Below are 25,842 nucleotides of genomic sequence, written 5' to 3' on the forward strand. Positions count from 1 at the left end.
AATAATTAGATTACAAAGCTTTAATAATTGGCTTAAAGAACACTATAAACTTTTCAGTATAATCTTTTAACCAAGCAAACAACTCTTGCTGCGATGACTTTTTAGTTAAATCACAAATTTTATACAAATCAATTGTTGATGTTTTCTTTCCGTCAAGCCTTCTCCAATCTAATGATTGTCCTATTGAAGTTTCAGCTTCCTCTTTATATTTCAAAAGCATGTCAAAATTCTTCTTTTCAAGATCATTCCCAATGTATAATTGTACAGTTAGTTTTTGCTCTCTTGAATTCAACAATAAACATATTTGGAAATTAGAACGCCCAATGGCTATATTCATCCAATGACTATATGACGGAGATTGTGTACGAAATTTTTTAGATGGATGATCATTCATATAATTGCAGAAAGCAGACCAAAAATCATATCTAAATATTTCAGCCTCTGTCCTATTTTCATTCGATGATTGGTTAGAAGACATACGTACATCTTTAGACCATCCGTTTGGTTTTGCTATTACATTAAATATCGGAGCAGCAGGACTATTCCCTATTTTTATAAGTTCAATTTCGACTCCAAAAAAATTGAAATCTTTATCCGTGATGCGATTAAGCCAATCTATTGCTGCACGATGTTCTTCCGTAAAACGCTCTGCAATCCATATGATAGTAACAGCATCTAAACCAGCAGCATATGTTAATATCTGTCCGAGATGATTATGATCAGTTTTCTCAAGTTGATTCTCAATCAGAACCAACTTATCTGTTCCTGAGTCAACACAGAGAATGTCAGCGCGAAAAGGGCCTACGTGTTCTTCTTGAGCTTTCACTTCAAGTTCATTCATTCCTAAAGCATCTGCAAGGATAGCTATATTTTCTTCAGTTGCAAGCCAAGGAGTAAAATCGGTAGCCTCACTCCGCCAACAATCGCGCAAATCAACTTTTGTAATTTTAGATAGAGTTATAGGTGTTGTCATACATTAGTTTTAATCTGTTTTTTTAGAATAAATCAAATCTCTCACATTAACATTCAAAAGTTCCGCAATACGAAACAATGTTTCAAGGTCTGGCTGTGAGGTGTTTGTACACCAACGAGACACAGAACAAGCATTTTTACCAATCTGCTCCGACAACCACTTTGCTGTTTTATGTTGCTCTACTAGTACTATTTTAATCCTATTAAGTTGCTTCATATCGCAAGTATTTATAGTCCAATGCGAATATATTGATTTTTATAATACTATCAAAAAGCAAGGTAAGTTTTCTCAGATATGCACTTCAAAAATATTATGTTGTACGAACATAATGTTTGTGCAGCATAATATACAACATCAATCGCATCTTATTGCTCAATTACATGCAAATCAACCTTATGCCTCATATCACTTGGAAATTTGGCGTGTTTTTATTTGGTAATTTGGCACACAGAAACAGTTATTTCAACTTATATCGTTCATCCAACACTCCGGCAAACAGATCCATCTCTCTCTTGGAAATCTCCAATCGTGTTGCCATCTTTCTTATTTGTCGATTTCTTGGCCATAATTCGTATTATTTTGTTTCCTTAGAGGTTGATAAAAGGATTTCCCAGTGCCCCCCATAACTTGGGCCAACTCGTTTAATAATATTCTCTGCTTTCAAACGTTCCAGTGTTATCCTCATTGCTTTCTCCGAGACCTCGCATTGTTTCGCCAATGCAGAAATACTGATTTGTGGGTTTTCTGCAATAAGAGAAAGTATCTTGTTATGCCCCTGTTGTGCCCCTGTTATGCCCTTGTTATGCCCTAAGTGGTCGGCTTCTGGTCGCGTCTGGTCGGAATGGTTAGCTTCTTGTACTTCTTCCAAAATATTAGCACATACTGTTGCTTTCATGATAAAGGCAACTAAGTTGTATTGCGGCTCTTTGACACCCAATGCAGACAACTCTCGGCACATACGGTCTACACCCTCACCGAACTCTTTTACATAGTCGTATGCTTTGAGGTATTCCGCTATTTTCGGATTGCGAGAGAAATGGGTATGACGAATGTTGTCAGTGCGGACAATACCCGGCAACTTGCCCGGTGTTTCGAACACAAGGCGGTCATCGAACATCTTTATCTGAATTTCCGTGCCCTTAATACTGTAATCTCGATGGCAAACAGAGTTTACGACCATCTCTTGTATCACAAACTTTGGATATTCACGGTCTGTTTTGAAGATACCGTTCTCTCCAAGATAGGAATGCTCTTTTACCTGCGTTTCAAGATATTCTACCGTTTTCTGTATCTGTTCAAGAATACGACCATCAAAAGTAACATCTTTGATGACATTCATTTCACGCCCCACCTTTTCCTCCGTACCGAAATACTTGATAAAACGCACTCTCGCACGAGGAAAGAATGTCTGAGGATGCTTGCCAAAAAGCAATATACAAGCAGCACTGACTTGCGGTACATCGCCTTTATAGGTCACAAAACCTTTGTTCTCTTGCAGATACTCCATTGCAGACTTGCCATAGCCAATCCGTTTCATGTAGGCTTTGACTGCATCCATATCTATGTCATCAAGTGTGGCATCGTATGCTGTGGAATCCTCGTAATAGCGTTCTCCTTTGTCGTACATGAGTTGCAAACGCTCATCAAAAGTCAATTTGCGTGATTTGTCTCCTACACGCCAAAACACTTCATCCGCTTGATTCGCATGAAGTCGCGGACTTGCAGGAATGTGCATCAACAATACACGATTATTACGTCCTTCTGCATCTGTACATGGTATGTATTCTGTAGTGACAGAAACTGAAGGAACACAAAAATCCAAAGGTGTGCGCAATATATCATTGAGATGTTCCTTGTCTTGGTCAACACCCTCTACTCTGCGAGTCTTGTCGGATATACCCACAGCAATCATTCCACCATCTGCATTCGCCATAGCTACCATGATAGTGGCAAGGTGTTTAGGATCAATGAGGATACTTTTACAGTCAAAAGTCTGACCTTCCTGCATATGCCGTATTTCTTCAATTGTATATTTCATATCCTCTATTCTTCTTTTGTATGGCAAATCAATCTGTGAATATCCACATCCAGCACTTCTGCTATCCGTGCCAATGTGTATAAATCAGGCTGCGAATGATTGTTGCACCACTTTGACACCGTTGCCGGATCTTTCTGCAAAGTTTTAGCAAGCCATTTACTCATAATGCCCTTCTCAGCTAATACTGCCTTTATACAGTTCAAACTCGCCATATTGTATTCAATTATAAATTGCGTCAAATGCAAAGTTATATATTTTATTTGGTTCGCGAGCATAATCGAAGAAATAAAAGTCTTTTGGCAAAAGAAATTAATGTAAAGTGATGTGAGATTGGGATTTATTTGCTAATTTTGCACCGTTTTTGAAACGATATAAACATTAACAATGCAAAGAAACAGAATGAATATATTAACAACAACCGCAATTCAGAGCAACAAACGCACTGATTCTGTGTCTAGTGTTCATGTTTCACGCATTGAACCTCGTAGAGTTAATACTTTCCAACGAACATAACGAGTACATTATTGTACTTTGAGAGAATAGAAACTGAATAGTTGGAGAGTCCTTTCCAAACTTTCCAACTATTTTGTTTGTATGCCCATTTGTGACAGTCGCCTTTATGATGCTCTTCTGCCATTTCCGTCTGATGGGCTGTTGGTAACCAGATTATTAACGTGCAGTGATGCACATAAATTGAGAAGAAATGAGCTATAAATTTGATGGCAGCAAGGTGTTCTTTACATCTGATACCCATTTTTATCATGGGAATATCATTCGTTTCTGCAACAGGCCGTTTAAGGATGTGGAAATGATGAATGAGACCATAATCTCCAATTGGAACAATACAGTCGGGCAGGATGACATTGTCTTTCATCTGGGCGATTTCTGTCTTGGCGGTTCAGCCGAATGGACTAAAATCCTTGACAGGTTGAACGGAAAGATATATCTGATTATGGGCAACCATGATTTGAAGAATATACGTCAAGGCTACATTGACAGATTTGAACATGTGGCAATGCAGATGCACATAGAGGTCGGTAAACAAAGGATATATTTGAACCATTATCCTTTTCTATGTTTTGATGGCGGATATAAAGATGTGTGGCAACTTTTCGGACACGTACATACAAGGAAGAATAACACTGGAATTGACGCTGCCCGGCTTCAGTATCTCTATCCGACGCAATACGATGTAGGGGTTGATAACAATAACTTTACCCCCATATCATTTGAACAGGTAAAAAGGATGATTGAAAAACAAGTAGAGCAATTTCATAAGCAATAAAAAAGGAGGTTTATTTATGAGTGAATATACAACGGTCTATTTAAGGCACAAAGACATGCCTTTGTTGAAAAAGAAAGAGCATCCGTCTCATGAAGAATGCCAAAGTCTATCTAAAGAAGACTTAATGAAAGTCATTCGCGAAATAGATGAATATAACAAACAGGTTGCAAAGTCTTTGGGGTGTAAATTGTTTTATCTTACTACTACCCCAAGTCGTGAATTGACTGTGCTTCCATGTAGTCCATCTCCAAGTGTGCTGACAAACGTCCTTCTTGAGGAGGTTTTATGCTTTTACAAAGAAGAAATCGAACATTGTAAAAAGGCTATTGCAAAGAATAAAGAAGATATTGCCAAGTTGGAAGTACGAATAGCCAAAACAACCGTCGATTTGTACGATAAAATCAACAAGGAGATAGACAACTGCTATGAGAACATAAACTTTGAGGAAGAAGAACTTGAACACTACCAATTCCTGTATAATAAATTTTCTTTCTTGGAGGGTATTATTGTCGATGAATCAAATTCAAAGAATTATGAACTGATTTATACAAAATATTAATAAACAAAAGATTATGAAGATACAATATATGAGCGACCTGCATTTGGAATTCAGCGATAACAGCAGGTGGATGAAACATAATGAATTACCTGTAACTGGCGATGTTTTGGTTCTTGCCGGAGATATATTCTATTTGAAAAACAAGATTGCACCTTTGAGCAATTTTTGGAAATGGGCATCTGTAAATTATCGGCAAGTGCTCCTTGTGCCCGGAAACCATGAGTATTACAATTATTGTGATGTGATGGATAAGGAACTGCAATGGAATTGGATGTTCAAGAAAAATGTAGGATATTACCAGAATCAAGTAGTAAAGATTGATGATACTGATTTTATCATGAGCACTTTGTGGTCTCAGATTTCTCCTTCTGACGAGTATTTTATATGGAAAGGCATGAACGACTTTCGGCAAATAATGTATAATGGCAAATTACTCCAAACTGAGGAGTTTAATCAGATGCATGAATTCTGCTTGGATTTCATCAAGCATAGTCTAACTGAAAGCACCGCAAAGCACATTGTGGTAGTAACACATCATCTTCCCACATTGGAGGTCGTCGCCCCTCACCATAAAGGTTCAGTGCTGAATAGTGCATTTGCAACTGAACTGAGTGGGCTTATTGCCGACAGTCGCATTGACGCATGGATTTATGGGCATTCACATACCAACATTGATGCTGAGATAAACGGAACAAAGATCGTTTGCAATCAAATGGGATATGTTTTTCAAAATGAGCATATCGCCAATGGTTTTGATCCGGGCAAGTGCCTTGTCTTGTGAAAGGCATAGGTTCGCCGGTAATACACTTTAAAGCCTCAATATATCATATAGTGAACAAAAAAGCACGTGTTCATATATTATATGATATATTGTGGCTTAATGTTTTTCTGTTGAATACAAGTATAATACAGCAGTTCTACACTTTTTCAAGCGAATAAACCGAATTCGTTACACTTTTTCCAACGAATCATCCCCATTACACGACATTTTTTCAAGCGAATCACAGTATAAATCACCGAAACCAACTTTACTTTATCTCCGTATTCATATATACGTGCATTAAAGTAAACCTAACAGAGGGAGAAAAAGAGATGGCTTCGCCAAAGCCGAGCCGAACCATATCTGCCGATTTTCTCTTTTGGCTGCAAAAGAATCCGAAATCCTAACTCAAAAGCGAAGCAAGATTCTCCCCTTATAAAGCCACAAAAACCAACCCCAAAATCCGTGAATCCATCTCTGATTTTGCAGCCCCATTCGGCGAAATAATCACCGATATGCCTTATCTTCGCGAACCGGAGGTTTCGGAGCAAAAGAGAGCCATTTTTCTCTTTTTCCCTTCGTTTGAAGACAAACTAAGGTTAAAAACGTTAAATCTTCGATTTTCGGCAAAAAAACAAGTAAATTTTTGAGCAGTCTATCTTTTAAGCCGTAAACTATTGATAATCAATTGGCATAATATGCTGCATCGACAATTATCATTTCATAAAGCTGTTTGGATCTCTTATTTGTGAATACATACAAATGTTATAATAATGATATACAGCTAAATATAAACAAAATATCTATAGCTAAAGTTACTACAAATGATATTCCGTTTAGAATGTTAGAAAAATATCCTCGTTAATTATTTCAGCAACTCTAGAAGTTGTTATCAACGAACTCCAAGTTTATTGAAATTATCCTCGATATGCTAATAGAATCTTACACCATTACTCTACAACTTATTATTTCGTTATTGAATACTATTCTTGATCTCCATCTAATGAAACTGATGGAAGATATCTCATCCAATCCATCATATTAGAAAGATTTCTTATTCTTTCATCTATCGTAGGGAATTCTATTACATCGAACAATGCCTGTTAGTTAGAATTTGATTAAGTCATATTTGAAATATCAGAATTATGCAAATTATCGGTACTATTTCGAATCAGTGCCGATAATTTGCATGTTACTGACTAACCAAACGGATTGCCAGATGTGCGTTAACACATGAAATATGACATTAGTCTACCTTCACCCTCTCTTCTTCCTGCCATTCAGCAAACGAGACAATCTCTTTGTATTGCTCAGCAGTCAGAGATGATCCGCTATCTTCACTACATTCGTATTCCCACGGTAGCTCATAAACGGAGCCTTCCTCCTGATAGCCCATATAGTTATGGTATGAATAAGGAACCAACCTGACATAATCTTCTTCCTCAAGAATCTTCAGAAGCTTGTCGGCATCGTGGATTATTAATGGAACACCGGACTTATACAGAGCTGTGGCAACTTCAATGGCGAGACCGGCATTCGCAGAATAACTGTTGGAAACGACAATCACCCATCCTGACCGTTCTGTATCTGATGCAAAGATATTCAGGCGGGAAAGCCCCAGTTCTCCATAATGATCCTTGGCAAACCAGATGAAATCATCCGGACTATCAATATCGTACTGCTCATCAATTTTTGCAAACTTCATCCGATTATAATAAGCTACGTCATGCAATTCATTAGGGCCATAAGTCTGTTCAGTCTGGTTGTATTTACTGACAGGCAAATTTCTGTAGAACGACTCATACACTAATAATGGCATCCACCAGTCTGCGCAGATAGGCAAAAATACGGGTAATAGTTTCCCTGCGCCATTCATCGTTATAGTATTCATTATTATCCGATACATACGAAGAATAATTTGAAACAACGAAACGGGTATATTTCCGGTCTGTAAACCGGATTGCCCTTCCCTCCATGTATATGGAAGAAGCGACATGAAACCAGCGTGTTTCCATCGGGTTGAATGAATGCCAATCCCGAAAAAAATCTTCTTTATTTTCATACTTTCCCGAATCAAACCCATTCATAAGATGCTCGTTCTGGAAAACATATCCCATCTGATTGGATAATACTTTGGTTCCACCAATCTCTGCATCAATATTCGTATGTGAATGACCGTATATCCAGACATCAATCCGGTTGTTGCTTACCAAGTCTCCATCGTCACTCGCAAAGGCACTGTTCAGCACCGAATCTTTGTGGCAAGGTGCAACTACCTAAAAAGTGGGCATAGGTGCAGATCACTCATGTATTGTATTCTCATTTCTTTGATAGTTCAACCTGTTTCTCTATGATTGCCTTTACCTGTGCGAATGAAACCGGAGTGAAGTCGTTATTGTCAACTCCCACATCATATTGTGTAGAGAAAAGCATTTGAAGGCGAGGCTTATCTTTTCCGGTGTTATTCCTGCTTGTATGCACATGGCCGAAAAGCTGCCAGGTATCATCGTATGAGCCGCTATAGCAAAGGAATGGGCAATGATTCAGATAAATCTTCTGTTTATCCACCTCGATGTACATTTGCATCGTGATCAGTTCGAAATATTTTGTATAATTCTGCCTCAAGTTCTTCATGTCATGATTACCGGCTATGAGATAGATTTTCCCATTCAACCTTTTGAGTATCTTTGTCCATTCAGCAGAGCCACCAAGACAGAAGTCGCCAAGATGAAATACGATATTATCCGGACCGACCACACGGTTCCAGTTGGCAATAAGTGTTTCATTCATGTGTTCTACATCCTTGAATGGTCTGCTACAGAACCGGATGATATTGGTATGATTGAAGTGGGTATCGGATGTAAAGAACACCCCGCTTCCGTTGAATTTGTAATCCATAATCTTCTTTTTTTATGCACATCACTGCGCTGGTTAATAAAACTGAAGTTTTCAATGCCCATGGACGGAAATGACGGAGTAGAGCGCATAATGCGAACGTCACCAATGGGCAAAAACAAAGCCGTTGAAAAATTTAGTAAGGACTTTTCAACGGCTTCAATTTATCTTTTTAATAGGAATACCTGCATCTAATGTACTCCTACCTGTCTATAAAACGTTCGCTGGAAAGTGTTTTTGAATTTACCGAATGACTCAATGCCTAAAGTATGAACATACGACATACTCTCAAAGCATACTGTGCTTCGACATAATGTGTTTACTAATATGTTCACTCTATTCTGCAGCATTGTAATTTTTTTAATGTTTTTATTCAATTGTAAGTGCAAAAATACTGAATTTTCTTGAGAACCAATCAACTATTCGCTAACTTTTTGATAGCTTTATAACACTATTATTGTCAAACAGACGTGGAGAAATAGAGTACCTATAACCAAGCAACTTTTTCAAATGGTTGAAATAGAATAATTCAGTCAATCCTTCACCGACAATATGAATGACCTGTCTAGTTGCTGTATTCTTTCTAACTTTTCTCATAAGGTTACTTTTCTACTTCTACTCATTGTTTGTAAGATTTTTGAGCCTATAACGGTGTACGGCTCTATTAAACACTTACAAACCATCAAGAACTGTTTTACCTTTCAACATCTTTTCTTTCTTTTCATTAAACATCTAATATTCTGATTCTTTGATAATACGCAAAATCTCTTGCTTATATCCTTTGCGGTCGTACTCCTCCCCTCTACACATCCAACAACTACATGGAGTTCCCGTAGTTTTATAAACCTGCGCCCATTTATCCTTTGCCAATTCAAACCAATGAGGATGCTCATAACAACTACCATCTTCACGAATAATGCAAAATTACGATAAATATTGGCAATTATATCAGATGGGGTATATTATCATAATAAACAAAGATTGAAATAAAGCAATTCCAATAAAAGCATTACCTTTGTAAACAACAAGCATTCTGTAACATCCATGCAAAAAAGTAACTGCAACAACTGCCCCCTAAGGAAAAAATACGATAAAAGCCCTCAGTCATTAATGGGACGCTTTTGGCGTTGGCACATAAACTTCTGCCCAGGCTGGAAAGGATATTTCAAATCTCTTTCGCCTGACGAGCAAAACGAGATTAGAAAGAAGTATAACTTCGATAAATACAATAAATAATGAAAAAAGAAATTCTATTCGTCTTGTTAAAAGACTTTGCCGATTGGGAAGGAGCTTATATCGCTCCAAACCTCAATGCAGGTGTTGAACCCGGAAGTGAAAGCAAATATATAGTTAAAACCGTATCTGTCAGGAAAGAGCCGGTTGTATCGATCGGAGGGTTCAAGGTGCTGCCCGACTATGGGATCCATGACATTCCGGCCGATTATGCAGGAATCGTATTAATAGGTGGCATGAGCTGGTTCACTCCGGAAGCCGAAACCATTGTCCCTCTGGTTAAAGAGGCCATAGAGAAGAAGAGGCTGGTGGCCGGAATTTGTAACGCCTCCGTCTTTCTTGGCAGGCACGGTTTCTTGAACCATGTAAATCATACCAGCAACGGATTGGATTACCTCAAACAATTTGCGGGGGTTAATTATACAGGTGAAAATCTTTATATGGATGAACTGGCTGTCAGAGCCGGAAACATTGTAACCGCCAACGGATTTGCCACTCTGGAGTTCTGTCGTGAAATACTATATGCGCTGGAAGCTGACTCTTCCAAGAAAATAGAGAGAAGCTATCGATTGAACAAAACAGGTGTTTGGGAAGATCCAGAAGTGGGATAAATTATTATCGCGGTTTATAGCTGAAAGCCGGGGATGTATCCCATAAGATGTGTATGAATTTAAATAATACAAAATCATCTACCACATCTACCATTACCCTTAAAAGTCCCTAGCTATAAATCACTTATCTAATGGTGGTAGATAATAAAACATCTACCACCAACAACTTACATCTACCACCATTTACTACTTTTCAACCACTAAATACAACCGTCCCCTACTCGCCAACTGTGTCATTAGCCCTATCTTTTTCAAGAAGCGACCAAAGACGGAGACATTGCTCATCGGAAGTTTTACGCCGCTCTTTTTTTGCAGCGATAGGTAGATCTCTCCGGCAGAGATCTTCAAACCTTCCTCCTTGTGCGAAGCGGGACGATAATATTGAAAAAACAGATCCTCGAACAAAGGACGTTGTTGAAACGCCTCGTTCGCTTGCATCTGCGAGACCTCTTCCTCATGCGTCAGCCAATAACGCTCGTTATTATTCAAGGCGGCAACCGCTTGCGCATAGAGCTGGAGATAATCGATAGGCTGGGCATTGTCTATCATCCCTTTCACCTCGATACAAATGAAACGGCGGCTGCCGGAAGGATCGCCCAGCAAATCCGTATGGTTGCTCGTAGCGATAAAGGAAGCGTAACGTTTCACCGATTCCACCTGCGTAGCATGAGGCTTGCGCACATTTACGACCGGCTTCTGCAACAGATGCTTCAAGAAGCCTTGATGCCTCGCGCTCACTTGGTCGAACTCATCAATATTGATCAATCCGAAACGGGTAAGATACAGCTCGGCATCCCGCTTCTTGCTGAAATCGATGCTGTCCGTGTAATACTTATTCAAGTCCGGTGGCAACAGGTTGAAGCAGAACGTGGACTTCCCGCACCCCTGCCCGCCCACCAAGAGCGGGGAAAGGCTGTTGCCATGCTGTTTGTCACGTCCCTGCCAGTGCGCTACCATCGACAGGAACCAAGTGTAAAACAACTGTTCCCACCGTACGTTGTCGCAAGGGATGCGTGCGGCCAGCGGACGGATGCGATCCTTGCCATCCCACACGGGCAAGCGGGTCAAATAGTCCTCGATAGGTGCATAGTCCGGGATGCGATCTGAAAAGACAAAACGCCGTACATCCCTGTCCCATAGCTGCAATCCTTCTTTCTGGGCATTCAAGGCGATACTGTTCAGCACACGATCCGTCACGGGGCGATAGTCAAAACAGAAGGTGTTTTTCTCCCGATATTCCGGTCCGCCAGACATCAGATTGTACCGGAAATCGTAACGGCGGTTCATAAACTCCTCCATTTTCAAGCTCTGTAGTTGCTCCGGCTTGTAAAGGGACGTACAACCAAAGTCCGAATCGGAGACTAACCGATACGACTGCCTCAAGGTCTCCCGAATCTCCACTTCCGAGATCAGATTCCCCAGATAGAGCATCGTCCACTTCACACAATCCTCCTCTTCTACCCCAGCCGCGAAACAAAGTCTTCCAAGAGTGACCAACAAAGGTTTGAAATCCATCTTTATGCTCAAACTTCCATGTTCCTCCAAAGCCCGCTGCAAAGCGAATTCATATTGGATGGCAACGTAACGGTATTGGTCATAAAGCGTCTGCCCGGCACTCTCTACCGGTACCGGCACCCGTTTTTCGAACCGTTCCTGGTAGGCGCTTTCGTCGGGCATAGCCACAGGCTGCTCCAGATGAATGGAAAGGGCGTCCGGATTGTAATACACATCGACATCATAACTGAGGCGGCAGCCCATCTCCAGCACCGGACGTTTCAGCTCGATGGGATAAGAAAGGCGAGGCTCATACGTCTTGAGCGCATGTCGGTAAGCGTGCGCATGAAAAACCTCAGCATCCGTACGCGAACGGGGAAGCGACCCGTCGGGATAGGTATAAGCCACCACGAACTTCACGCTCCGTCCGCTAGAGCCGATCATAGCGAACAGTGTCTGCGGATATTCCACTATTTTTTGTTTCAAGGACAAAGCCTCTTCTATGCTCTTCAATCGATTGATCTCCAGCAAAATCCAGCCATTATACTCCTTCAATTCCCCTTTTCGAAAAGTTCCGGCAAAGAGCAACTGAGGTAATTTCCGGGTAAACGGATACCGTTTGTCGGGATAAGCCCGCCTTAATTTCTCTCGAAAGAGCGCAAGCTTATCCCTCGTCCGCTCATCCTTTACCCATGCCACGATCTCCTCCATACGCATCGCCCGTTGTGCGACGGTATGTCGATAGGCTGTTTGCTTGGTTATTTTCATGTCTAATATATTATTTAAGAAGTTGAATAACTTATGCTTACAGTTTTTTCTATAGAAAAACAAAAGTTTCCTCTAGGAGAAACTTTTGTTTTCCCTAAGAGAAACTCTTATCAGCTCTTATCCCTTCGTCCATCGGTAGCCACTCTGCCAAGCATCAAAGACTGGTTCATCCTCTACTCCGTACGCCCGAAAAACCTGGCGGATATACTGTTGGTCTTCGGGCGAGAAGGTTCTTTCCTTGCGCTTAAACTGATAAAACTTATTCTTACCGTATGTCATCAACAGACGTTGCTTAATGCGTTTCGCCTCCAGATAAGGTATCTGGTCTAATAGGTGATCCATGCCGACAGCGTATTGCACGGGGGTATCCGCCATGAAAGCCGCACACTTTCCGGTAGGACTGGTACGTGCGGGATTCACGATGCTCACCGCCCAAAGCGTATCGGGGATAAAACGGACAATTTGATGCCGCGAGCAGCGGTTGGCGTTCTTACAATTTTCATTAAAACAATGTACAAAGCCTGTCGGCACCATAGCGTAATCGAGTTTTTCTATCATATCTTTTAGATTTTCAGTATTCCTCAAATATAACACTTTTTTCCTTCACACGAAAAGAAAATTGCATGAAAATCAATAATAAGTGGTAGATATTGAATAATAATTGTAGATGTTTGGAGATCTACAACCTATAGGTAATATTCTTATTTACAGAGAGTACACAATAGAGTGGTAGATATTGTAGATGTTTTTATAAATTCAATGTTACAGGAAACTCATAATACGTAAAAGAACGAGCCAATACAACTTCTTCATCTTTTCACTATCACATAGCAGGATATTTTATATCTTTATTGCCTGTTTATAATCATGATTGGATACATATGGACATAGATTTCGCATCATACATCCGTGGTAGTGAGGGTAACATTCATCATCAATACCCCACAACAGCCAACCGAACAAGTCGACCGAACAAGTACCGAACAAGCTAACCGAACAGTTCAGCGCACCGCTTTTAGCTATCGTAAAGGCTATCGGGACAGAACAATGTTCATTGAAAGTAAAAAGTGATTACAAACAATTTGCATAGATAAACGAAGAATGAAAACATCCATCAATTACCTTCCCGAACAGAAACGGGATGACCTCAGAAGAATTGTAGAGTGCGTACTGGAAGTACTTCCCGATTGTGAGATGATCATTCTCTACGGAAGTTATGCCCGGAATACATACGTTGACTACGACCAACGCATCGAATACGGTATCCGCACCTGTTTTATGAGCGATTATGATATTTTGGTAGTTACCAGTACCCGTTTCCAAAGATATATTATCAATCACATCTTGAGTAAGGCCACCGATAATTACTACAAAGGGAAGAACAGATACGTATCCACCACCGTACAGTTTATAGACGAAAGCATCGACGACTTGAATAAAGCCATCGATAAAAACCGATATTTCTATACCGATATCAAGCGAGAAGGTATCATGCTTTACAACAGCGGCCGTTATAAGTTGGCCCGCCGTCGTAAACTGAACTATCGCGAAATAAAAGAGTTGGCGGAGGAGTATTACAACGACAGGTTTGAACGTGCGAATAGTTTCTTACGTAGTGCCCGATATTCATACAAGGATCAGGATTACAAAATAGCATCGTTCCACCTTCATCAAGCTTGTGAGAATTATTACAACAGCATAATCTTGACTTTTACATTGTATAGCCCCAAAGAGCATAGCCTAATAACGTTATCCGGCAGAGCCAAAACGCATTCCCTAGAATCATCCGAAGCCTTTCCCCGGGATACGGAAGAGGAGAAACGACTTTTCGACTTGCTGCAGGACGCATACGTTCAAGCTCGTTATAATTTACACTTCCGCGTCACTAAAGAAGATATCGAGGCGCTTATACCCAAAGTAGAACGGCTCCGGGATATCACGCGACAATGTTGCGAGGAGAGAATCAAGGTGTATGCGGCAAAACAAAGACAGGTTTGATGAGATTCCCCTCAATCGCTACCTTTATAACCCCATCCAACCTGTTTTCGAAGATACGGTAAGCCTCCTCAATCTCGTTCAATGGAAACTTATGGGTAATAAGAGGCGTCGTGTCTATCTTACCTTCTTCTATTAGGTTAAGAATCTCGGCGCAATCGCAGCCATCCACCCCACCAGTCTTGAAAGTCAAGTTCTTGCCATACATGTCTGGCAAAGGAAGAAGCTGAGGTTTATCATAGAGGGCTACGATGGTGACAATGGCGTTCGGACGGGCACAATCCCATGCCAAGCGGAAGGTATCCTCACTCCCCGCGACCTCCAATACGACATCCGCACCGCCATGATCGCTGTTACGAAGAACAAATTCCTTACAGTTTTCGGGATCTGTCACCAAGACTTCCGGATAACGCTGGCGAACGAACCGGGCCCTTTCCGGAGACTTCTCGCAAACAATAATACGTCGTGGCTTCTTCAACAACACGCACAACAAAGTACAGATCCCCGTAGGACCGGCGCCAATGATAAGAACCGTATCATCCTCTGTAATCTCCGAGATACGAGAGGCCCAAAAACCTGTCGCTAACACATCACCGACCAGCAAAGCCTGCTCATCACTGACCGTATCTGGGATATGATTCAAGCCTCGATCCGCATAAGGAACCCGGACATACTCCGCCTGCCCCCCATCGATACGACAGCCCAACGCCCAACCGCCATTGGGATCGGTACAATTATTGACATATCCACGCCGGCAGAAGAAACACTCTCCGCAAAAGGTCTCGACATTCACGGTCACCCTGTCACCCGGCTTGACTGCAGTAACATCGGCACCCACCTTTTCCACCACACCAACCATCTCATGCCCAACGGTTATTCCGGATACCGCACGTGGTACGCTACCGTGTTTAATATGAAGATCGCTAGAACAAATGCTACCCAAAGTCACTCGTACGATAGCGTCCCGTGAATCCTTTATTTCCGGTATCGGTTTCTCCCGCAATTCAAATTTCCCTTGTTCAATATAAGTGTACGCAAGCATGATACTTCCTTCTTTTTGTTAATCGCCTTACAAAGATAAGGATCGTATCGCTAAAAATATCAGATATATCTGTAATTTGGGTACAAACTGTTTCATTTTTCTCTCCTATCTTTATCGCCATAAATACATAGCATTCTCGTAATGAATATAAAAACAACAAAAATTCAAGAAGTATGAAACGAATCGTATTATTCATGGTCATGGTCTCAATGGTATGTATCGCCTCTTATGCGCAAAAGGCTGCCGAAGGGACAAAAGTTTTAGTGGCTTACTTCTCGGCAACGGGAAATACTGAAAAAGCGGCCCAACAAGTCGCATCTATTGTCAGCGGTGATCTTCACAAGATCCAACCTGAGAAAAGCTATACCTCCGCCGATCTGAACTGGCGGGATAAATCCTCACGCAGCAGCGTAGAGATGGACGATCCTACATCACGACCGGCCATTATCGATGATTTGAAGAACCTAGCGGAGTATGACACCGTTTACCTAGGATTTCCCATCTGGTGGAATCAAGCCCCAAGACTCATCAACACCTTTTTGGAAAAATACGATCTCTCGGGTAAAACCGTTATCCCATTCGCCACATCAGGCAGCAGCAGTATCTCGAACGCAGAGAGTGAATTGCGGAAAGCCTATCCGGATGTGAACTGGCAAAAAGGAAAGTTGATGAACGGAGCGACAGAAGAAGATATCAAGAATTGGACTAAAAAATAAATGATTATGAGAAAGAATTTTGGAGCGAAGCCTTTGAGCTATCCGCAACCCGTATTTATTATCGCCACGTATGGAGAAGATGGAACTCCCGACGCGATGAACGCCGCTTGGGGCGGTATCAGTGAGATGAATGAGATCAGCATGTGTCTTAGCGCCGGTCACAAGACTGTTAAGAATATCCTGAAGCGTAGAGCTTTCACGGTAAGCATGGCAGATGCCGATCATGTCGTAGCTTGTGATTATGTAGGTATCGTGTCGGGCAATAAAGTTACCGACAAGTTTGCCAAAGCAGGATTTCACGCTACAAAATCAGACTTCGTAGATGCTCCGTTGATCGACGAATTGGCCGTGGCTATCGAATGTAAATTAAAAGATTACGATCCGGATACTTGCATACTCCGTGGCGAGATCGTAAATGTCAGTGTTGACGAGCGTGTACTTGATGAGAACGGCAAGGTGAATGTAGCTAAAGCCGCTCCCATCATCTTTGATCCATTCAACAACGACTATTTGAGAGTGGGCGAAAAGGTAGGAAATGCCTTTGCTGATGGAAAACAATTGAAATAAATGACAGGGTAATAGCAATTAGTATTGATAGTAGCCTAGATTACTATCAATACTAATTTTGGAAACTATGTAATCAAATTCTGTTATAAACCAATTTAGAGATATCATATCCTCGTTTCATTATCTTGCCAAGCAAATCTTCCATAACCGCTTCCGGCAAGGATTTATCACGACTCAAAATCCAGAGATACTTGTCAGAACTGCTGCCTACCACAACATACTGATAATGTTCGTCGAGTTCGAAGATATAATAATCTGAATAGAACCATAAAAAGAAAGCGACTTTCAATTTACCCGGACTATTTTCTGGTTCCGGCTGTTTCGCCCGGCCTACTGCTTTTTTATGGATTCCATCTTTAAACCCCTCGTTTTCCACACGGATTCTTCCATCCGATCGCAATGTATAAGTAGCCGTAACATCCGTCATACCTTTCTCGAAATGATTCTCGTAACGGGCGATCTCATACCACCTTCCCATATACCGGCGGACATCCAGTGCCTGCACGGTACGATGATCTGTTATATTCATAAGCTTTTCTATTGTCGGATAATCATACGTAAAACCAGACTCCAATAATTTCGTAGGATGAACCGTTTGCCCCTTCGTTACAAACGAAGCCCCTTCACCGAACATCAGTCGGAAAATGAATGTAGGCAAAGGCATAACCCAACGGATTCCATCTGCTCTCGCCAGCGCATATGCCAGTTGCTTTTGGGTAATACATTGCGGAGAGACAAGATTGACCACTCCTCTCAACGTACTATTTTGTATCATAAAATCAAAAGAGCGGCACAAATCATGCACGCTGATCCACGGAAAACTCTGTTGGCCATCGCCTATCACCACACCTATCCGGGAGAGACGTTGCAAATGAAGCATCTGTCTCAATGCCCCGCCATCCTCCGAGAGTACGACCCCGAACCGGGCAATCACAAGCCGCACATCCGGCAAACACGCCCGCGCTTCCTTTTCCCATGCGCCACATAACCGGGCCAAGAAATCCTCACCTTGCCGATTGTTATATTCGTCATATTCTCCGGATGTGGGATAATAGCCTACGGCAGAAGTTGATATAAACAACTTTGGGAGAATATCCCGGGTATTTATGGCATTTACCAACTGATGGGTTGTCCGGATTCTACTATCATATAATTCTTGCTTATACGCTTTTGTCCAGCGCTTATTAATGGAAGCACCCGCCAGATTAATGACCACATCACACGATTCCACACGATGGCATAGCTCATCGAAATTCTCCTCCTTGAACAGGTTCCTTCCTAAAGGAACCACCTCATCACCCTTTTCCGTGAAAAAAAGAGTAAGATGCTGTCCTATGTATCCACTCGCACCGCTAATCGCTATTTTCATGATTCTAAATGATCTTTACCTTATAAACAAGCGCACAACCTATTTAGTTAAACACTATATTTGTTCTTTCAACTAATAATGGATCATGGCAGACAACTATTTGGAAAAAAAATACGAGCAATATCAAGCCCGGAAAATCTCCGGGACAAGAACCAGTCACAATACGAAGACACTCCATAAAACAAGAAGAGTCTTCATTACCGGTGGGGCCGAGGGGATCGGAAAAGCCATCGTGAGAACGTTCAGGGGAGCTGGCCATCGAGTAGCGTTCTGTGATAAAAACGAAGCATCAGGAAAAGAGACTGCGTTACAAACCGGAACTCAATTCTTTCCCGTGGACGTTAGCGATAAGACCGCATTGGAGAATTGCCTGCAAAAGATCATCGAGGAATGGGGCGATATCGATATCATCATCAATAACGCGGGTATCAGCCAGTTCTCATCCATCACGGAAACGAGTGTAGAGGATTTTGATAAGATATTATCCATAAACCTACGTCCTGCGTTCATCACTTCCCGGCGATTAGCGCTCCATCGGCAATCTCTCGATACCCCCAATCCATACGGCAGGATTATCAACATCTGCTCTACCCGTTACTTGATGAGTGAACCCGGTAGCGAGGGATATGCCGCCTCTAAAGGAGGTATCTATTCTTTGACGCATGCGTTGGCCTTATCGCTCTCGGAATGGCATATCACGGTAAACTCTATCGCTCCCGGTTGGATACAGAATAACAATTACGACCAGCTTCGTCCGGAGGATCATGCTCAACATCCGTCCGGAAGGGTGGGAAAGCCGGAGGATATCGCCCGTATGTGCTTATTTCTCTGTCAAGAGGAAAACGATTTCATTAATGGCGAGAATATTACGATTGACGGTGGGATGACCAAGAAAATGATCTATCTCGACTAAATAAACATCCGTATATGACACAAACATCGAACATAGAAACCAACCGTCTTGTGCTCCGTCCTTTCAGCGAAAGCGATGCTCCTGATGTTTTTGAGAGCTGTAAGAATCCAAACCTAGGCAATAACGCCGGATGGAAACCTCTCGAAACGATCGAAGAGACTATTGATGTACTAAATACCATATTTATCGGAAAAGAAGGGGTTTGGGCTATCGTATCAAAAGAGACTCAACAAGTCATTGGCTCCATTGGCATCATTCCTGATCCCAAAAGAGAAAACCCACATGCTCGCATGCTGGGTTATTGGCTAAAAGAAGAGTGTTGGGGACAAGGCTTCATGACAGAAGCAGTGCAATCCGTATTGAATTATGGGTTCACTCAAATGAATTTACATTTGATCACGGCAAATTGTTATCCTCACAATCAACGCTCACAACGTGTATTAGAGAAGAATGGATTCGTATACGAAGGACGGCTTCATCAAGCAGAGCTAATGCATACTGGACAAATAGAGGATCATTTGTGCTATTATCTTGACCATCATTCCTTTTCAAACAAAAACAATAGTTTATGATAGTAGTAACAAAAGATTTATATACGCTCAGGAGTTGGGAAGGTCAAGATACGGAATCCTTAACCTTGCACCTTAATAACAAGAAGATCTGGGATAACTGTCGGGATGGATTGCCTCATCCTTATACAAAAGAAAATGCCCGCTGCTTCATCAGCCAAGCACGAGAAAAAACTGAAATATCGGATTTCTGCATTGTGGTTCATGGTGAGGCAATCGGCAATATAGGTTTTGTGAGAGGAACGGATGTGGAACGTTTCAATGCGGAAGTCGGTTATTGGATCAGTGAGAGATATTGGAACCAAGGGATTACCTCTGAAGCGTTAGCCGATGCGATCCAGTATTATTTTGAGCATACGGAGGTTATTCGTATATTCGCCACGGTGTATGAATATAATCTGGCATCCATGCGGGTATTAGAGAAAGTGGGATTCAAGAAAACTGGCATCTTCCGAAAAGCTTGTTACAAAAACGGGCGATTCATCGATGCGCATCATTTTGAGATCGTAGCGGATGAGAAATTAGTTGGGAACAAAGACTTATAATCCATTTATGCAAATAAGACAATTACAGGTAAACGAATACGATAAGGCATTAACCTTGTCTTTGGACGTGTTCATCCAATGTGGCAAGAATGACTTCGACGAAGAGGGATTGAAAACCTTCAAGAGTTTCATTTACAATAAGGATCTGGTAAATGAGCTAACCATTTACGGAGCATTCGAGGGTGAGTCATTAATAGGTCTAATCGCGACAAAAAATGAAGGAAAGCATATCTCCTTATTCTTCATCACGCCTATGTATCATGGAAAAGGTATCGGCAAACGATTATTCGAGGCCGCTATCCAAGATAAGCCAGTCTCGGAAATGACAGTCAACTCCTCTTCCTATGCAATCCCAATCTACCGGAAATTCGGGTTCGAACCAATCTGCGAAGAACAAACTACACATGGGATGAAGTACACCCCGATGAAGCGAACGATAACCCGTCCCTCCTTCGAGGACTTCAATGAGCTTCTTCTGCTTTGGGAAGCGTCCGTACGTAGTACCCATCATTTCCTAAAAGAAGAGGATATCTTATTTTATAAAGAACTTGTTCCCGGATATTTCCCATTGGTAGAACTTTATATCATCCGAAATGAGCTAGGAAAGATCGCCGCCTTCATGGGCTTAAGCGATGAGCTTATCGAGATGCTTTTCGTACATCCGGAAGAGCAAGGCAAAGGATTAGGTAAACGACTTATCCAATTCGCCTTGCAAGAGACACCCATCCGAAAAGTCGACGTAAATGAGCAAAACACAACCGCACTTCATTTCTATCAGCATCTGGGATTCCAAGTGATAGGAAGAGACGAGACAGATTCCTCCAACAAGCCATTCCCGATACTTCATCTTCAAGCTACACTTCCTTAAAAATTTAAGGGAATGATCTTAACACAACAACAAAGATTGAGAATGGACCTAAAAGAGAGACTATCAAGCCGCTGTCATATAGAGGATATCCATGAGATATTATTTTATGTACAAGGGAACCAAGAACGGAAAGCAGAGCTATACGATCTGATATTCGATCCGGATGATGCCGTTAGTTATCAAGCGTTATGGGTCTGTAGCCATTTCTCGACCAAGGAAAACGAATGGCTATATGATAAACAGGATGAGCTGATAAATGAGGTGCTTAACTGTAAGCACTCCGGAAAGCGACGCATTCTCTTGAACCTGCTTGTACGACAACCCCAGACGAATCCCCCACGAGTAGATTTCCTGAACTTCTGCCTGGACCGGATGCTTTCAGCGAAGGAATTACCCGGTGTACAAACGCTTTGTATGAAACTGGGATATGAGTTATGCCGTCCCATTCCAGAGCTATTACTGGAGTATAAGACACTACTTGATCTGGCGGAACCCGATTTTCTACAAATCTCTTTGCGGACCGTACGTAAGAACATCTTAAAAAAAATACGATAAAACATGAGAAAGATTTTCACACTATTCTTCTGTGCCGCCTCCTTGGCCACAGGACTAGCGCAACAAGAATCCTATTTTACCAATCCCGTGATCCACGGTGACGTAGCCGATCCTTCCATTATTCGGATCGATCAGACTTACTATATCACCGGCACCTCCTCGGAATGGGCCCCCTATTATCCGGTTTTCACCTCTACCGATTTGGTGAACTGGCAGCAAACCGGACATGTATTCGACGAGAAGCCGGAATGGACTAAGTCCTCATTCTGGGCTCCGGAATGGTATCAGCATAAAGGGAAGGTATATGTCTATTATACGGCCCGGAAGCAATCGGATAACATCTCGTGCATCGGTGTTGCCGTGGCGGATTCACCTACGGGCAAGTTCAAGGATCACGGCCCGGTGGTAGAGTTCGGGAAGGAAGCGATAGACGCATTTATCTTGGAGGATAAAGGCAAACTTTACATCAGTTGGAAGGCTTATGGATTGGATAACCAACCCATAGAGTTATTGGCCTGTAAGTTGACGGACGATGGGCTTCGCCTAGACGGAAAGCCTTTCAGCCTGCTGCGTGACGATGAGCGTCAAGGCATGGAAGGTCAGCATTGGTTCAAGAAAGACGGATATTACTATATCATCTACTCCGTGAGAGGCTGTTGCGGCCCGCAGAGCGATTACGCCGTATCCGTGGCTCGCTCGAAGAAGCTGGAAGGTCCTTACGAGAAATACCAAGGAAACCCGATCTTGCACGGAAGCAAGGAGGTTCTCTCCATCGGTCACGGAACGATTACGACTACACCGGACGGACGCATGTATTACCTATGCCACGCTTACCAACCGGGAAGCGGCTTCTACCAAGGTCGCCAACCTTACCTGCAAGAGGTGAGAATGGGCGAGGATCATTGGCCTCACTTCGTAACCGGGGAATACGCGAGCCGCACGCAACCCATGCCATTTGCCGAGTCCGCACAAGTGCCGGTATTCGATTTCTCGGATGATTTCACCGGTGCTACCTTGCGTCCCGAATGGAGTTGGAACTATCCTTACACGGATGTCAAGACCGAGATCAAGAACGGTAAACTCTCTCTATCCGGAACACCGAAACCCGGCGTAAAGACCGGAGCGGCACTTTGTTTACGCCCAACCTCCCCGGATTACACGTTGGAAACAGCGATCGTAAACCGGAATGACAGTTGGAAAGGAATCACGATGTACGGAGACGCAAATAACCTAATCACCTGCGGATGCGCAGGAGACCGTTTGATATTGAAATATATCCTAGAGGGGAAAGAACATCCATTGGCCGATCTTCCTCTTCCCGCCTCGCCTTTATATCTACGGATGAAAGTGACCAACGGTACGCATAGCACGTTCTACTGGAGTAAGGATGGACAAGCATGGAACGAGATCGTCGGCGAAGCTCTCTCCGCAAAAGAGACCCGGTCGTTGACCCAATGGGATCGTATCTCCCGTCCGGGATTGTATCAAGAGGGAGATCCTACGGCACCGGCCGTTTACGTTTATTGTCTATTAAAAAATGAATGATGGAATCTAAGTTTCACACGTTTGCCCAACCGATACAATCGATCCCCTTACCGGAACGATTCACGTATCCTTTTCACTATACACCGCATCCTCTATGCGTAATAGCGGCTGAGGAGACGCAGGCATACCTGAAAGAACGAACCGAATGGCGGGAAGAGTTACAAGCCGGAAAAATGTTCGGCGTATTGGTGGTTCGTACTCCCGCCGGAGAGGTCGGCTATCTGGCCGCGTTCTCCGGTAACCTAGCGGGGAAGAATGTACATCCTTTCTTCGTCCCCCCGATCTATGACCTATTACAACCGGATGGTTTCTTCCGGCAAGAGGAGGAGCGGATCAATGAGATCAATGCCCGTATCCGAACCCTGCAAGCCTCTCCAGCTCTCGAAGACGCACGGTCGAGGTTACAAAGCACGATCGAATACTGCGATTTCGTATTACAGGCCGCAAAAGACTTGATGAAAAAGAGGAAAGAGGAGCGCGACCGACTTCGGCAGTTCCCTCTCACGGAAGAAGAGACCGCACTTCTTATTAAAGAGAGCCAACACATGAAAGCCGCTCACAAGCTAACCAAGAAATCATTGCGGTCTATACTGGAGGAGGATCAAGCCAAGGTGGATCGGCTTGAGCAGGAGATCGAGCAACTGAAGCAAGAACGCAAGCGACGGTCGGCGGCCTTGCAACGCAAGTTGTTCGAACAATTCCGAATCCTGAACGCCCGGGGCGAGGTGAAGGACTTATGCGAACTGTTCGCCCCTACCTACCAAGGTGCGCCGCCTGCCGGAGCGGGTGAGTGCGCCGCCCCTAAACTCTTGCAATACGCCTACCAGCATCAGTTGGAACCGATCGCCATGGCTGAGTTCTGGTGGGGCGATTCTCCCAAGACGGAGATTCGGCACCATGGATATTATTATCCGGCTTGCAAAGGAAAATGCGAGCCGATCCTCCATCATATGCTACAGGGATTGCGGGTAGATGAAAATCCGTTATTGGCGGACTCTCACCGGGAGACGAAGCTGGATATCCTTTATGAGGACGACTATTTGTTGGTCATCAATAAACCGGAAGGTATGCTCTCCGTCCCCGGCAAGGGAGATGTGGACTCTGTCTATCAAAGGCTATCGATCCTTTACCCGGAAGCCACCGGCCCAATTATCGTACATCGCTTGGATATGGCGACATCCGGCTTGCTACTCGCCGCCAAGACCAAAGAAGCGCATCAGGACCTACAAGCCCAATTCAAGAACCGAACCATCCAGAAAAGGTATATCGCCTTATTAGAGGGTGAAGTTCCCCAAGATGAGGGTGAGATCCGTCTCCCGCTATGTTCCGATCCTTTGGACAGACCCCGGCAAATCGTAAGCGAAGAATTTGGGAAACCTGCCCTCACGCGCTACCGGGTATTGGAACGGACTTCCGGAAAAACCCTTATCGCCTTTTATCCCCAAACCGGACGTACCCACCAGCTACGGGTACACGCCGCCCATCCCCTAGGTCTTCATTGCCCCATCCTTGGCGACGAGCTTTACGGACGAAAGGCGGAACGGCTCTATCTGCACGCTGAATATCTAGCATTCACGCATCCTATCACTTTCGAGAGGATAGAGATACGTGCCAAGATTCCATTTTCTCAACACTAAAATTGTCTATTATATCCAATAACTAAACAGATACTAAAGATGAGAACTATCAGAAGTAAAATATTAATAGCCATGGGATGGGTAATGCTTATTAGCGTCATTGTTTTAGGCTTCTTCGGCATCCCTACTGGTATACTACTGTGCGCCTTGATAGGACTAGCCTATGGAGTCTATAAACAAGATAAGCCTTTCCGTCTATATTCTTCTATCGCCCTGATTGCGACTATCGCCTTTTTCATCGTCTTCTATATACAACTTCAACATATGTAAATAACCGTATCAAATCCCTGTAATCATTATGGAAACAAATTATCAAAAGTTCTTGGCGGGCGAGTATTGCAACCATCTGGATCAAGAAGTCCTGCAAATGATCGTCCAGACGAAAAACCTACTCGCTCGTTTGAACGCAACCAATATAACCGACAGCGCTACAAGAGATGCCCTCTTACGCCAAATGCTAGGAAGCATTGGCAAGTATTCCAGCATTGATATAAATTTCCATTGCGAATGCGGGAAGCACATCTTTATTGGTGACAAGGTCATTATCAATATGAACTGTACGTTTTTAGACGATAATATTATCAAAATAGGAAATAACGTCCTCATCGCCCCCAACGTACAATTATATACGGCTACGCACCCGATAAATGCGAACGAACGCTTCGTGAATGATTGGGACGAACGATCGGGGGATTTATTTTTCAGGACAAAAGCCCTCCCCATCACCATTGAAGACAATGTTTGGATTGGTGGTGGAACGATCGTCTTACCCGGCATCACGATCGGGAGGAACAGCGTGATCGGGGCAGGCAGTGTAGTGACAAAATCCATTCCCACCTATAGCGTGGCCGTCGGTAACCCATGTAGAGTGATCAGAGAATTACCCAAAGAAGACTTATAAGAAC

The 25,842-nt window shown here is 42.9% G+C and carries 27 protein-coding genes and 2 pseudogenes; 17 read left to right on the forward strand and 12 right to left on the reverse strand.

Features of this window, described 5'->3' with window-relative positions; translation table 11 throughout:
• Positions 1–10: 10 nt before the first annotated feature.
• From ACYIA1_RS11660 to ACYIA1_RS11675, 4 genes are all read right to left on the reverse strand, one after another.
• The gene (locus tag ACYIA1_RS11660; protein ID WP_480335341.1) at positions 11–973 is read right to left on the reverse strand and encodes a DUF4268 domain-containing protein; all 963 of its coding nucleotides are present in this window, start codon (positions 971–973) and stop codon (positions 11–13) included.
• A gap of 9 nt (positions 974–982) precedes the next feature.
• A complete protein-coding gene (locus ACYIA1_RS11665) occupies positions 983–1,189 on the reverse strand; it encodes a helix-turn-helix transcriptional regulator (protein WP_220577190.1) in 207 nt (68 codons plus the stop codon).
• A 358-nt stretch (positions 1,190–1,547) separates the two neighbouring features.
• Positions 1,548–3,011, reverse strand: coding sequence for an RNA-binding domain-containing protein (locus ACYIA1_RS11670; protein WP_220577189.1), 1,464 nt, complete (start codon positions 3,009–3,011; stop codon positions 1,548–1,550).
• Positions 3,012–3,016: 5 nt separating this feature from the next.
• Positions 3,017–3,223 carry a helix-turn-helix transcriptional regulator gene (locus ACYIA1_RS11675; RefSeq protein ID WP_480335344.1) on the reverse strand — a complete coding sequence of 69 codons (207 nt, stop codon included), beginning with the start codon at positions 3,221–3,223 and terminating at the stop codon, positions 3,017–3,019.
• A gap of 491 nt (positions 3,224–3,714) precedes the next feature.
• Here ACYIA1_RS11675 and ACYIA1_RS11680 point away from each other — a divergent pair, with 491 nt between their 5' ends.
• From ACYIA1_RS11680 to ACYIA1_RS11690, 3 genes are read left to right on the forward strand one after another with little or no spacing between them, the layout of a single operon-like run.
• Positions 3,715–4,296 carry a metallophosphoesterase gene (locus tag ACYIA1_RS11680; RefSeq protein ID WP_220577188.1) on the forward strand — a complete coding sequence of 194 codons (582 nt, stop codon included), beginning with the start codon at positions 3,715–3,717 and terminating at the stop codon, positions 4,294–4,296.
• Between the two features lie 16 nt (positions 4,297–4,312).
• Positions 4,313–4,855, forward strand: a complete 543-nt coding sequence (locus ACYIA1_RS11685; protein WP_480335346.1) for a hypothetical protein — start codon at positions 4,313–4,315, stop codon at positions 4,853–4,855.
• Between the two features lie 13 nt (positions 4,856–4,868).
• The gene (locus ACYIA1_RS11690) at positions 4,869–5,636 is read left to right on the forward strand and encodes a metallophosphoesterase (RefSeq protein ID WP_480335348.1); all 768 of its coding nucleotides are present in this window, start codon (positions 4,869–4,871) and stop codon (positions 5,634–5,636) included.
• A gap of 1,225 nt (positions 5,637–6,861) precedes the next feature.
• On the opposite strand, the gene ACYIA1_RS11695 is transcribed toward ACYIA1_RS11690, so the two are convergent.
• The 4 genes and pseudogenes from ACYIA1_RS11695 to ACYIA1_RS11710 form a co-directional block, all read right to left on the reverse strand.
• A complete protein-coding gene (locus tag ACYIA1_RS11695; RefSeq protein ID WP_413641114.1) occupies positions 6,862–7,491 on the reverse strand; it encodes a hypothetical protein in 630 nt (209 codons plus the stop codon).
• 184 nt (positions 7,492–7,675) lie between these two features.
• Positions 7,676–7,891 (reverse strand): annotated as a pseudogene (locus tag ACYIA1_RS11700) (hypothetical protein); the annotation flags it as partial.
• Positions 7,892–7,934: 43 nt separating this feature from the next.
• Positions 7,935–8,513: a metallophosphoesterase gene (locus ACYIA1_RS11705; RefSeq protein WP_011966736.1), complete on the reverse strand. Its 579-nt coding sequence runs from the start codon at positions 8,511–8,513 to the stop codon at positions 7,935–7,937.
• A 729-nt stretch (positions 8,514–9,242) separates the two neighbouring features.
• Positions 9,243–9,428 (reverse strand): hypothetical protein, encoded by a 186-nt coding sequence (locus ACYIA1_RS11710; protein ID WP_317190768.1) that lies wholly within the window; start codon positions 9,426–9,428, stop codon positions 9,243–9,245.
• 317 nt (positions 9,429–9,745) lie between these two features.
• On the opposite strand from ACYIA1_RS11710, the gene ACYIA1_RS11715 reads away from it, so the two are divergent.
• Positions 9,746–10,354, forward strand: a complete 609-nt coding sequence (locus tag ACYIA1_RS11715) for a type 1 glutamine amidotransferase family protein (RefSeq protein ID WP_122370020.1) — start codon at positions 9,746–9,748, stop codon at positions 10,352–10,354.
• A 186-nt stretch (positions 10,355–10,540) separates the two neighbouring features.
• On the opposite strand, the gene ACYIA1_RS11720 is transcribed toward ACYIA1_RS11715, so the two are convergent.
• Both ACYIA1_RS11720 and ACYIA1_RS11725 read right to left on the reverse strand, forming a co-directional pair.
• Positions 10,541–12,616: a BT4734/BF3469 family protein gene (locus ACYIA1_RS11720; RefSeq protein ID WP_480335351.1), complete on the reverse strand. Its 2,076-nt coding sequence runs from the start codon at positions 12,614–12,616 to the stop codon at positions 10,541–10,543.
• A 117-nt stretch (positions 12,617–12,733) separates the two neighbouring features.
• The gene (locus tag ACYIA1_RS11725) at positions 12,734–13,174 is read right to left on the reverse strand and encodes a DUF6078 family protein (protein ID WP_480335353.1); all 441 of its coding nucleotides are present in this window, start codon (positions 13,172–13,174) and stop codon (positions 12,734–12,736) included.
• A gap of 543 nt (positions 13,175–13,717) precedes the next feature.
• Here ACYIA1_RS11725 and ACYIA1_RS11730 point away from each other — a divergent pair.
• Positions 13,718–14,614, forward strand: coding sequence for a HEPN domain-containing protein (locus ACYIA1_RS11730; RefSeq protein ID WP_008773635.1), 897 nt, complete (start codon positions 13,718–13,720; stop codon positions 14,612–14,614).
• Here ACYIA1_RS11730 and ACYIA1_RS11735 read toward each other — a convergent pair.
• A complete protein-coding gene (locus ACYIA1_RS11735; RefSeq protein ID WP_480335355.1) occupies positions 14,580–15,653 on the reverse strand; it encodes an alcohol dehydrogenase in 1,074 nt (357 codons plus the stop codon). The two genes, ACYIA1_RS11730 and ACYIA1_RS11735, sit on opposite strands and share 35 nt — an antisense overlap.
• 173 nt (positions 15,654–15,826) lie before the next feature.
• Here ACYIA1_RS11735 and ACYIA1_RS11740 point away from each other — a divergent pair, with 173 nt between their 5' ends.
• Entirely contained in the window at positions 15,827–16,369 is a 543-nt protein-coding gene (locus ACYIA1_RS11740; RefSeq protein ID WP_048927550.1) for a flavodoxin, read from the forward strand.
• A 6-nt stretch (positions 16,370–16,375) separates the two neighbouring features.
• On the forward strand, positions 16,376–16,936 hold the full coding sequence (locus ACYIA1_RS11745; RefSeq protein ID WP_039848881.1) for a flavin reductase family protein: 561 nt from the start codon (positions 16,376–16,378) through the stop codon (positions 16,934–16,936).
• Positions 16,937–17,009: 73 nt separating this feature from the next.
• Here the strand turns inward: ACYIA1_RS11745 and ACYIA1_RS11750 are convergent, their stop codons facing one another.
• Positions 17,010–18,305 (reverse strand): TIGR01777 family oxidoreductase, encoded by a 1,296-nt coding sequence (locus tag ACYIA1_RS11750; RefSeq protein WP_048927549.1) that lies wholly within the window; start codon positions 18,303–18,305, stop codon positions 17,010–17,012.
• A gap of 85 nt (positions 18,306–18,390) precedes the next feature.
• Here ACYIA1_RS11750 and ACYIA1_RS11755 point away from each other — a divergent pair, with 85 nt between their 5' ends.
• From ACYIA1_RS11755 to ACYIA1_RS11800, 10 genes and pseudogenes are all read left to right on the forward strand, one after another.
• Positions 18,391–19,218: an SDR family NAD(P)-dependent oxidoreductase gene (locus ACYIA1_RS11755; RefSeq protein WP_009018046.1), complete on the forward strand. Its 828-nt coding sequence runs from the start codon at positions 18,391–18,393 to the stop codon at positions 19,216–19,218.
• A gap of 14 nt (positions 19,219–19,232) precedes the next feature.
• The gene (locus tag ACYIA1_RS11760) at positions 19,233–19,790 is read left to right on the forward strand and encodes a GNAT family N-acetyltransferase (RefSeq protein ID WP_122144971.1); all 558 of its coding nucleotides are present in this window, start codon (positions 19,233–19,235) and stop codon (positions 19,788–19,790) included.
• A complete protein-coding gene (locus ACYIA1_RS11765; protein WP_005864267.1) occupies positions 19,787–20,332 on the forward strand; it encodes a GNAT family N-acetyltransferase in 546 nt (181 codons plus the stop codon). Before ACYIA1_RS11760 ends, ACYIA1_RS11765 begins: the two co-directional genes overlap by 4 nt.
• Before the next feature lie 7 nt (positions 20,333–20,339).
• Positions 20,340–20,777 (forward strand): annotated as a pseudogene (locus tag ACYIA1_RS11770) (GNAT family N-acetyltransferase); the annotation flags it as partial.
• Positions 20,757–21,200 carry a GNAT family N-acetyltransferase gene (locus ACYIA1_RS11775; RefSeq protein ID WP_480336319.1) on the forward strand — a complete coding sequence of 148 codons (444 nt, stop codon included), beginning with the start codon at positions 20,757–20,759 and terminating at the stop codon, positions 21,198–21,200. The pseudogene ACYIA1_RS11770 and the gene ACYIA1_RS11775, both read left to right, overlap by 21 nt.
• Positions 21,201–21,242: 42 nt before the next feature.
• Positions 21,243–21,755, forward strand: a complete 513-nt coding sequence (locus ACYIA1_RS11780; RefSeq protein ID WP_122382764.1) for a hypothetical protein — start codon at positions 21,243–21,245, stop codon at positions 21,753–21,755.
• A gap of 3 nt (positions 21,756–21,758) precedes the next feature.
• Complete coding sequence (locus ACYIA1_RS11785; RefSeq protein WP_480335359.1) at positions 21,759–23,300, forward strand: family 43 glycosylhydrolase; 1,542 nt, start codon at positions 21,759–21,761, stop codon at positions 23,298–23,300.
• Complete coding sequence (locus ACYIA1_RS11790; RefSeq protein WP_121960959.1) at positions 23,300–24,937, forward strand: RluA family pseudouridine synthase; 1,638 nt, start codon at positions 23,300–23,302, stop codon at positions 24,935–24,937. Before ACYIA1_RS11785 ends, ACYIA1_RS11790 begins: the two co-directional genes overlap by 1 nt.
• A gap of 39 nt (positions 24,938–24,976) precedes the next feature.
• Positions 24,977–25,207 (forward strand): hypothetical protein, encoded by a 231-nt coding sequence (locus ACYIA1_RS11795; RefSeq protein ID WP_121960947.1) that lies wholly within the window; start codon positions 24,977–24,979, stop codon positions 25,205–25,207.
• A 28-nt stretch (positions 25,208–25,235) separates the two neighbouring features.
• Positions 25,236–25,838 (forward strand): sugar O-acetyltransferase, encoded by a 603-nt coding sequence (locus tag ACYIA1_RS11800; RefSeq protein WP_005854288.1) that lies wholly within the window; start codon positions 25,236–25,238, stop codon positions 25,836–25,838.
• Positions 25,839–25,842: the final 4 nt, after the last annotated feature.

The organism is Parabacteroides sp. KHUB-02, assembly GCF_056640955.1.

Bases quoted from the DNA above. Each gene is read 5' to 3' on its own strand.
- ACYIA1_RS11775 (WP_480336319.1), top strand. From the start codon at position 20,757: ATGAAGCGAACGATAACCCGTCCCTCCTTCGAGGACTTCAATGAGCTT.
- ACYIA1_RS11735 (WP_480335355.1), bottom strand. From the start codon at position 15,653: ATGCTTGCGTACACTTATATTGAACAAGGGAAATTTGAATTGCGGGAG.
- ACYIA1_RS11765 (WP_005864267.1), top strand. From the start codon at position 19,787: ATGATAGTAGTAACAAAAGATTTATATACGCTCAGGAGTTGGGAAGGT.
- ACYIA1_RS11680 (WP_220577188.1), top strand. From the start codon at position 3,715: ATGAGCTATAAATTTGATGGCAGCAAGGTGTTCTTTACATCTGATACC.
- ACYIA1_RS11730 (WP_008773635.1), top strand. From the start codon at position 13,718: ATGAAAACATCCATCAATTACCTTCCCGAACAGAAACGGGATGACCTC.
- ACYIA1_RS11755 (WP_009018046.1), top strand. From the start codon at position 18,391: ATGGCAGACAACTATTTGGAAAAAAAATACGAGCAATATCAAGCCCGG.
- ACYIA1_RS11740 (WP_048927550.1), top strand. From the start codon at position 15,827: ATGAAACGAATCGTATTATTCATGGTCATGGTCTCAATGGTATGTATC.
- ACYIA1_RS11750 (WP_048927549.1), bottom strand. From the start codon at position 18,305: ATGAAAATAGCGATTAGCGGTGCGAGTGGATACATAGGACAGCATCTT.
- ACYIA1_RS11780 (WP_122382764.1), top strand. From the start codon at position 21,243: ATGGACCTAAAAGAGAGACTATCAAGCCGCTGTCATATAGAGGATATC.
- ACYIA1_RS11800 (WP_005854288.1), top strand. From the start codon at position 25,236: ATGGAAACAAATTATCAAAAGTTCTTGGCGGGCGAGTATTGCAACCAT.
- ACYIA1_RS11790 (WP_121960959.1), top strand. From the start codon at position 23,300: ATGGAATCTAAGTTTCACACGTTTGCCCAACCGATACAATCGATCCCC.
- ACYIA1_RS11725 (WP_480335353.1), bottom strand. From the start codon at position 13,174: ATGATAGAAAAACTCGATTACGCTATGGTGCCGACAGGCTTTGTACAT.
- ACYIA1_RS11660 (WP_480335341.1), bottom strand. From the start codon at position 973: ATGACAACACCTATAACTCTATCTAAAATTACAAAAGTTGATTTGCGC.
- ACYIA1_RS11690 (WP_480335348.1), top strand. From the start codon at position 4,869: ATGAAGATACAATATATGAGCGACCTGCATTTGGAATTCAGCGATAAC.
- ACYIA1_RS11665 (WP_220577190.1), bottom strand. From the start codon at position 1,189: ATGAAGCAACTTAATAGGATTAAAATAGTACTAGTAGAGCAACATAAA.
- ACYIA1_RS11685 (WP_480335346.1), top strand. From the start codon at position 4,313: ATGAGTGAATATACAACGGTCTATTTAAGGCACAAAGACATGCCTTTG.
- ACYIA1_RS11705 (WP_011966736.1), bottom strand. From the start codon at position 8,513: ATGGATTACAAATTCAACGGAAGCGGGGTGTTCTTTACATCCGATACC.
- ACYIA1_RS11785 (WP_480335359.1), top strand. From the start codon at position 21,759: ATGAGAAAGATTTTCACACTATTCTTCTGTGCCGCCTCCTTGGCCACA.
- ACYIA1_RS11695 (WP_413641114.1), bottom strand. From the start codon at position 7,491: ATGAATGGCGCAGGGAAACTATTACCCGTATTTTTGCCTATCTGCGCA.
- ACYIA1_RS11745 (WP_039848881.1), top strand. From the start codon at position 16,376: ATGAGAAAGAATTTTGGAGCGAAGCCTTTGAGCTATCCGCAACCCGTA.
- ACYIA1_RS11670 (WP_220577189.1), bottom strand. From the start codon at position 3,011: ATGAAATATACAATTGAAGAAATACGGCATATGCAGGAAGGTCAGACT.
- ACYIA1_RS11795 (WP_121960947.1), top strand. From the start codon at position 24,977: ATGAGAACTATCAGAAGTAAAATATTAATAGCCATGGGATGGGTAATG.
- ACYIA1_RS11715 (WP_122370020.1), top strand. From the start codon at position 9,746: ATGAAAAAAGAAATTCTATTCGTCTTGTTAAAAGACTTTGCCGATTGG.
- ACYIA1_RS11760 (WP_122144971.1), top strand. From the start codon at position 19,233: ATGACACAAACATCGAACATAGAAACCAACCGTCTTGTGCTCCGTCCT.
- ACYIA1_RS11720 (WP_480335351.1), bottom strand. From the start codon at position 12,616: ATGAAAATAACCAAGCAAACAGCCTATCGACATACCGTCGCACAACGG.
- ACYIA1_RS11675 (WP_480335344.1), bottom strand. From the start codon at position 3,223: ATGGCGAGTTTGAACTGTATAAAGGCAGTATTAGCTGAGAAGGGCATT.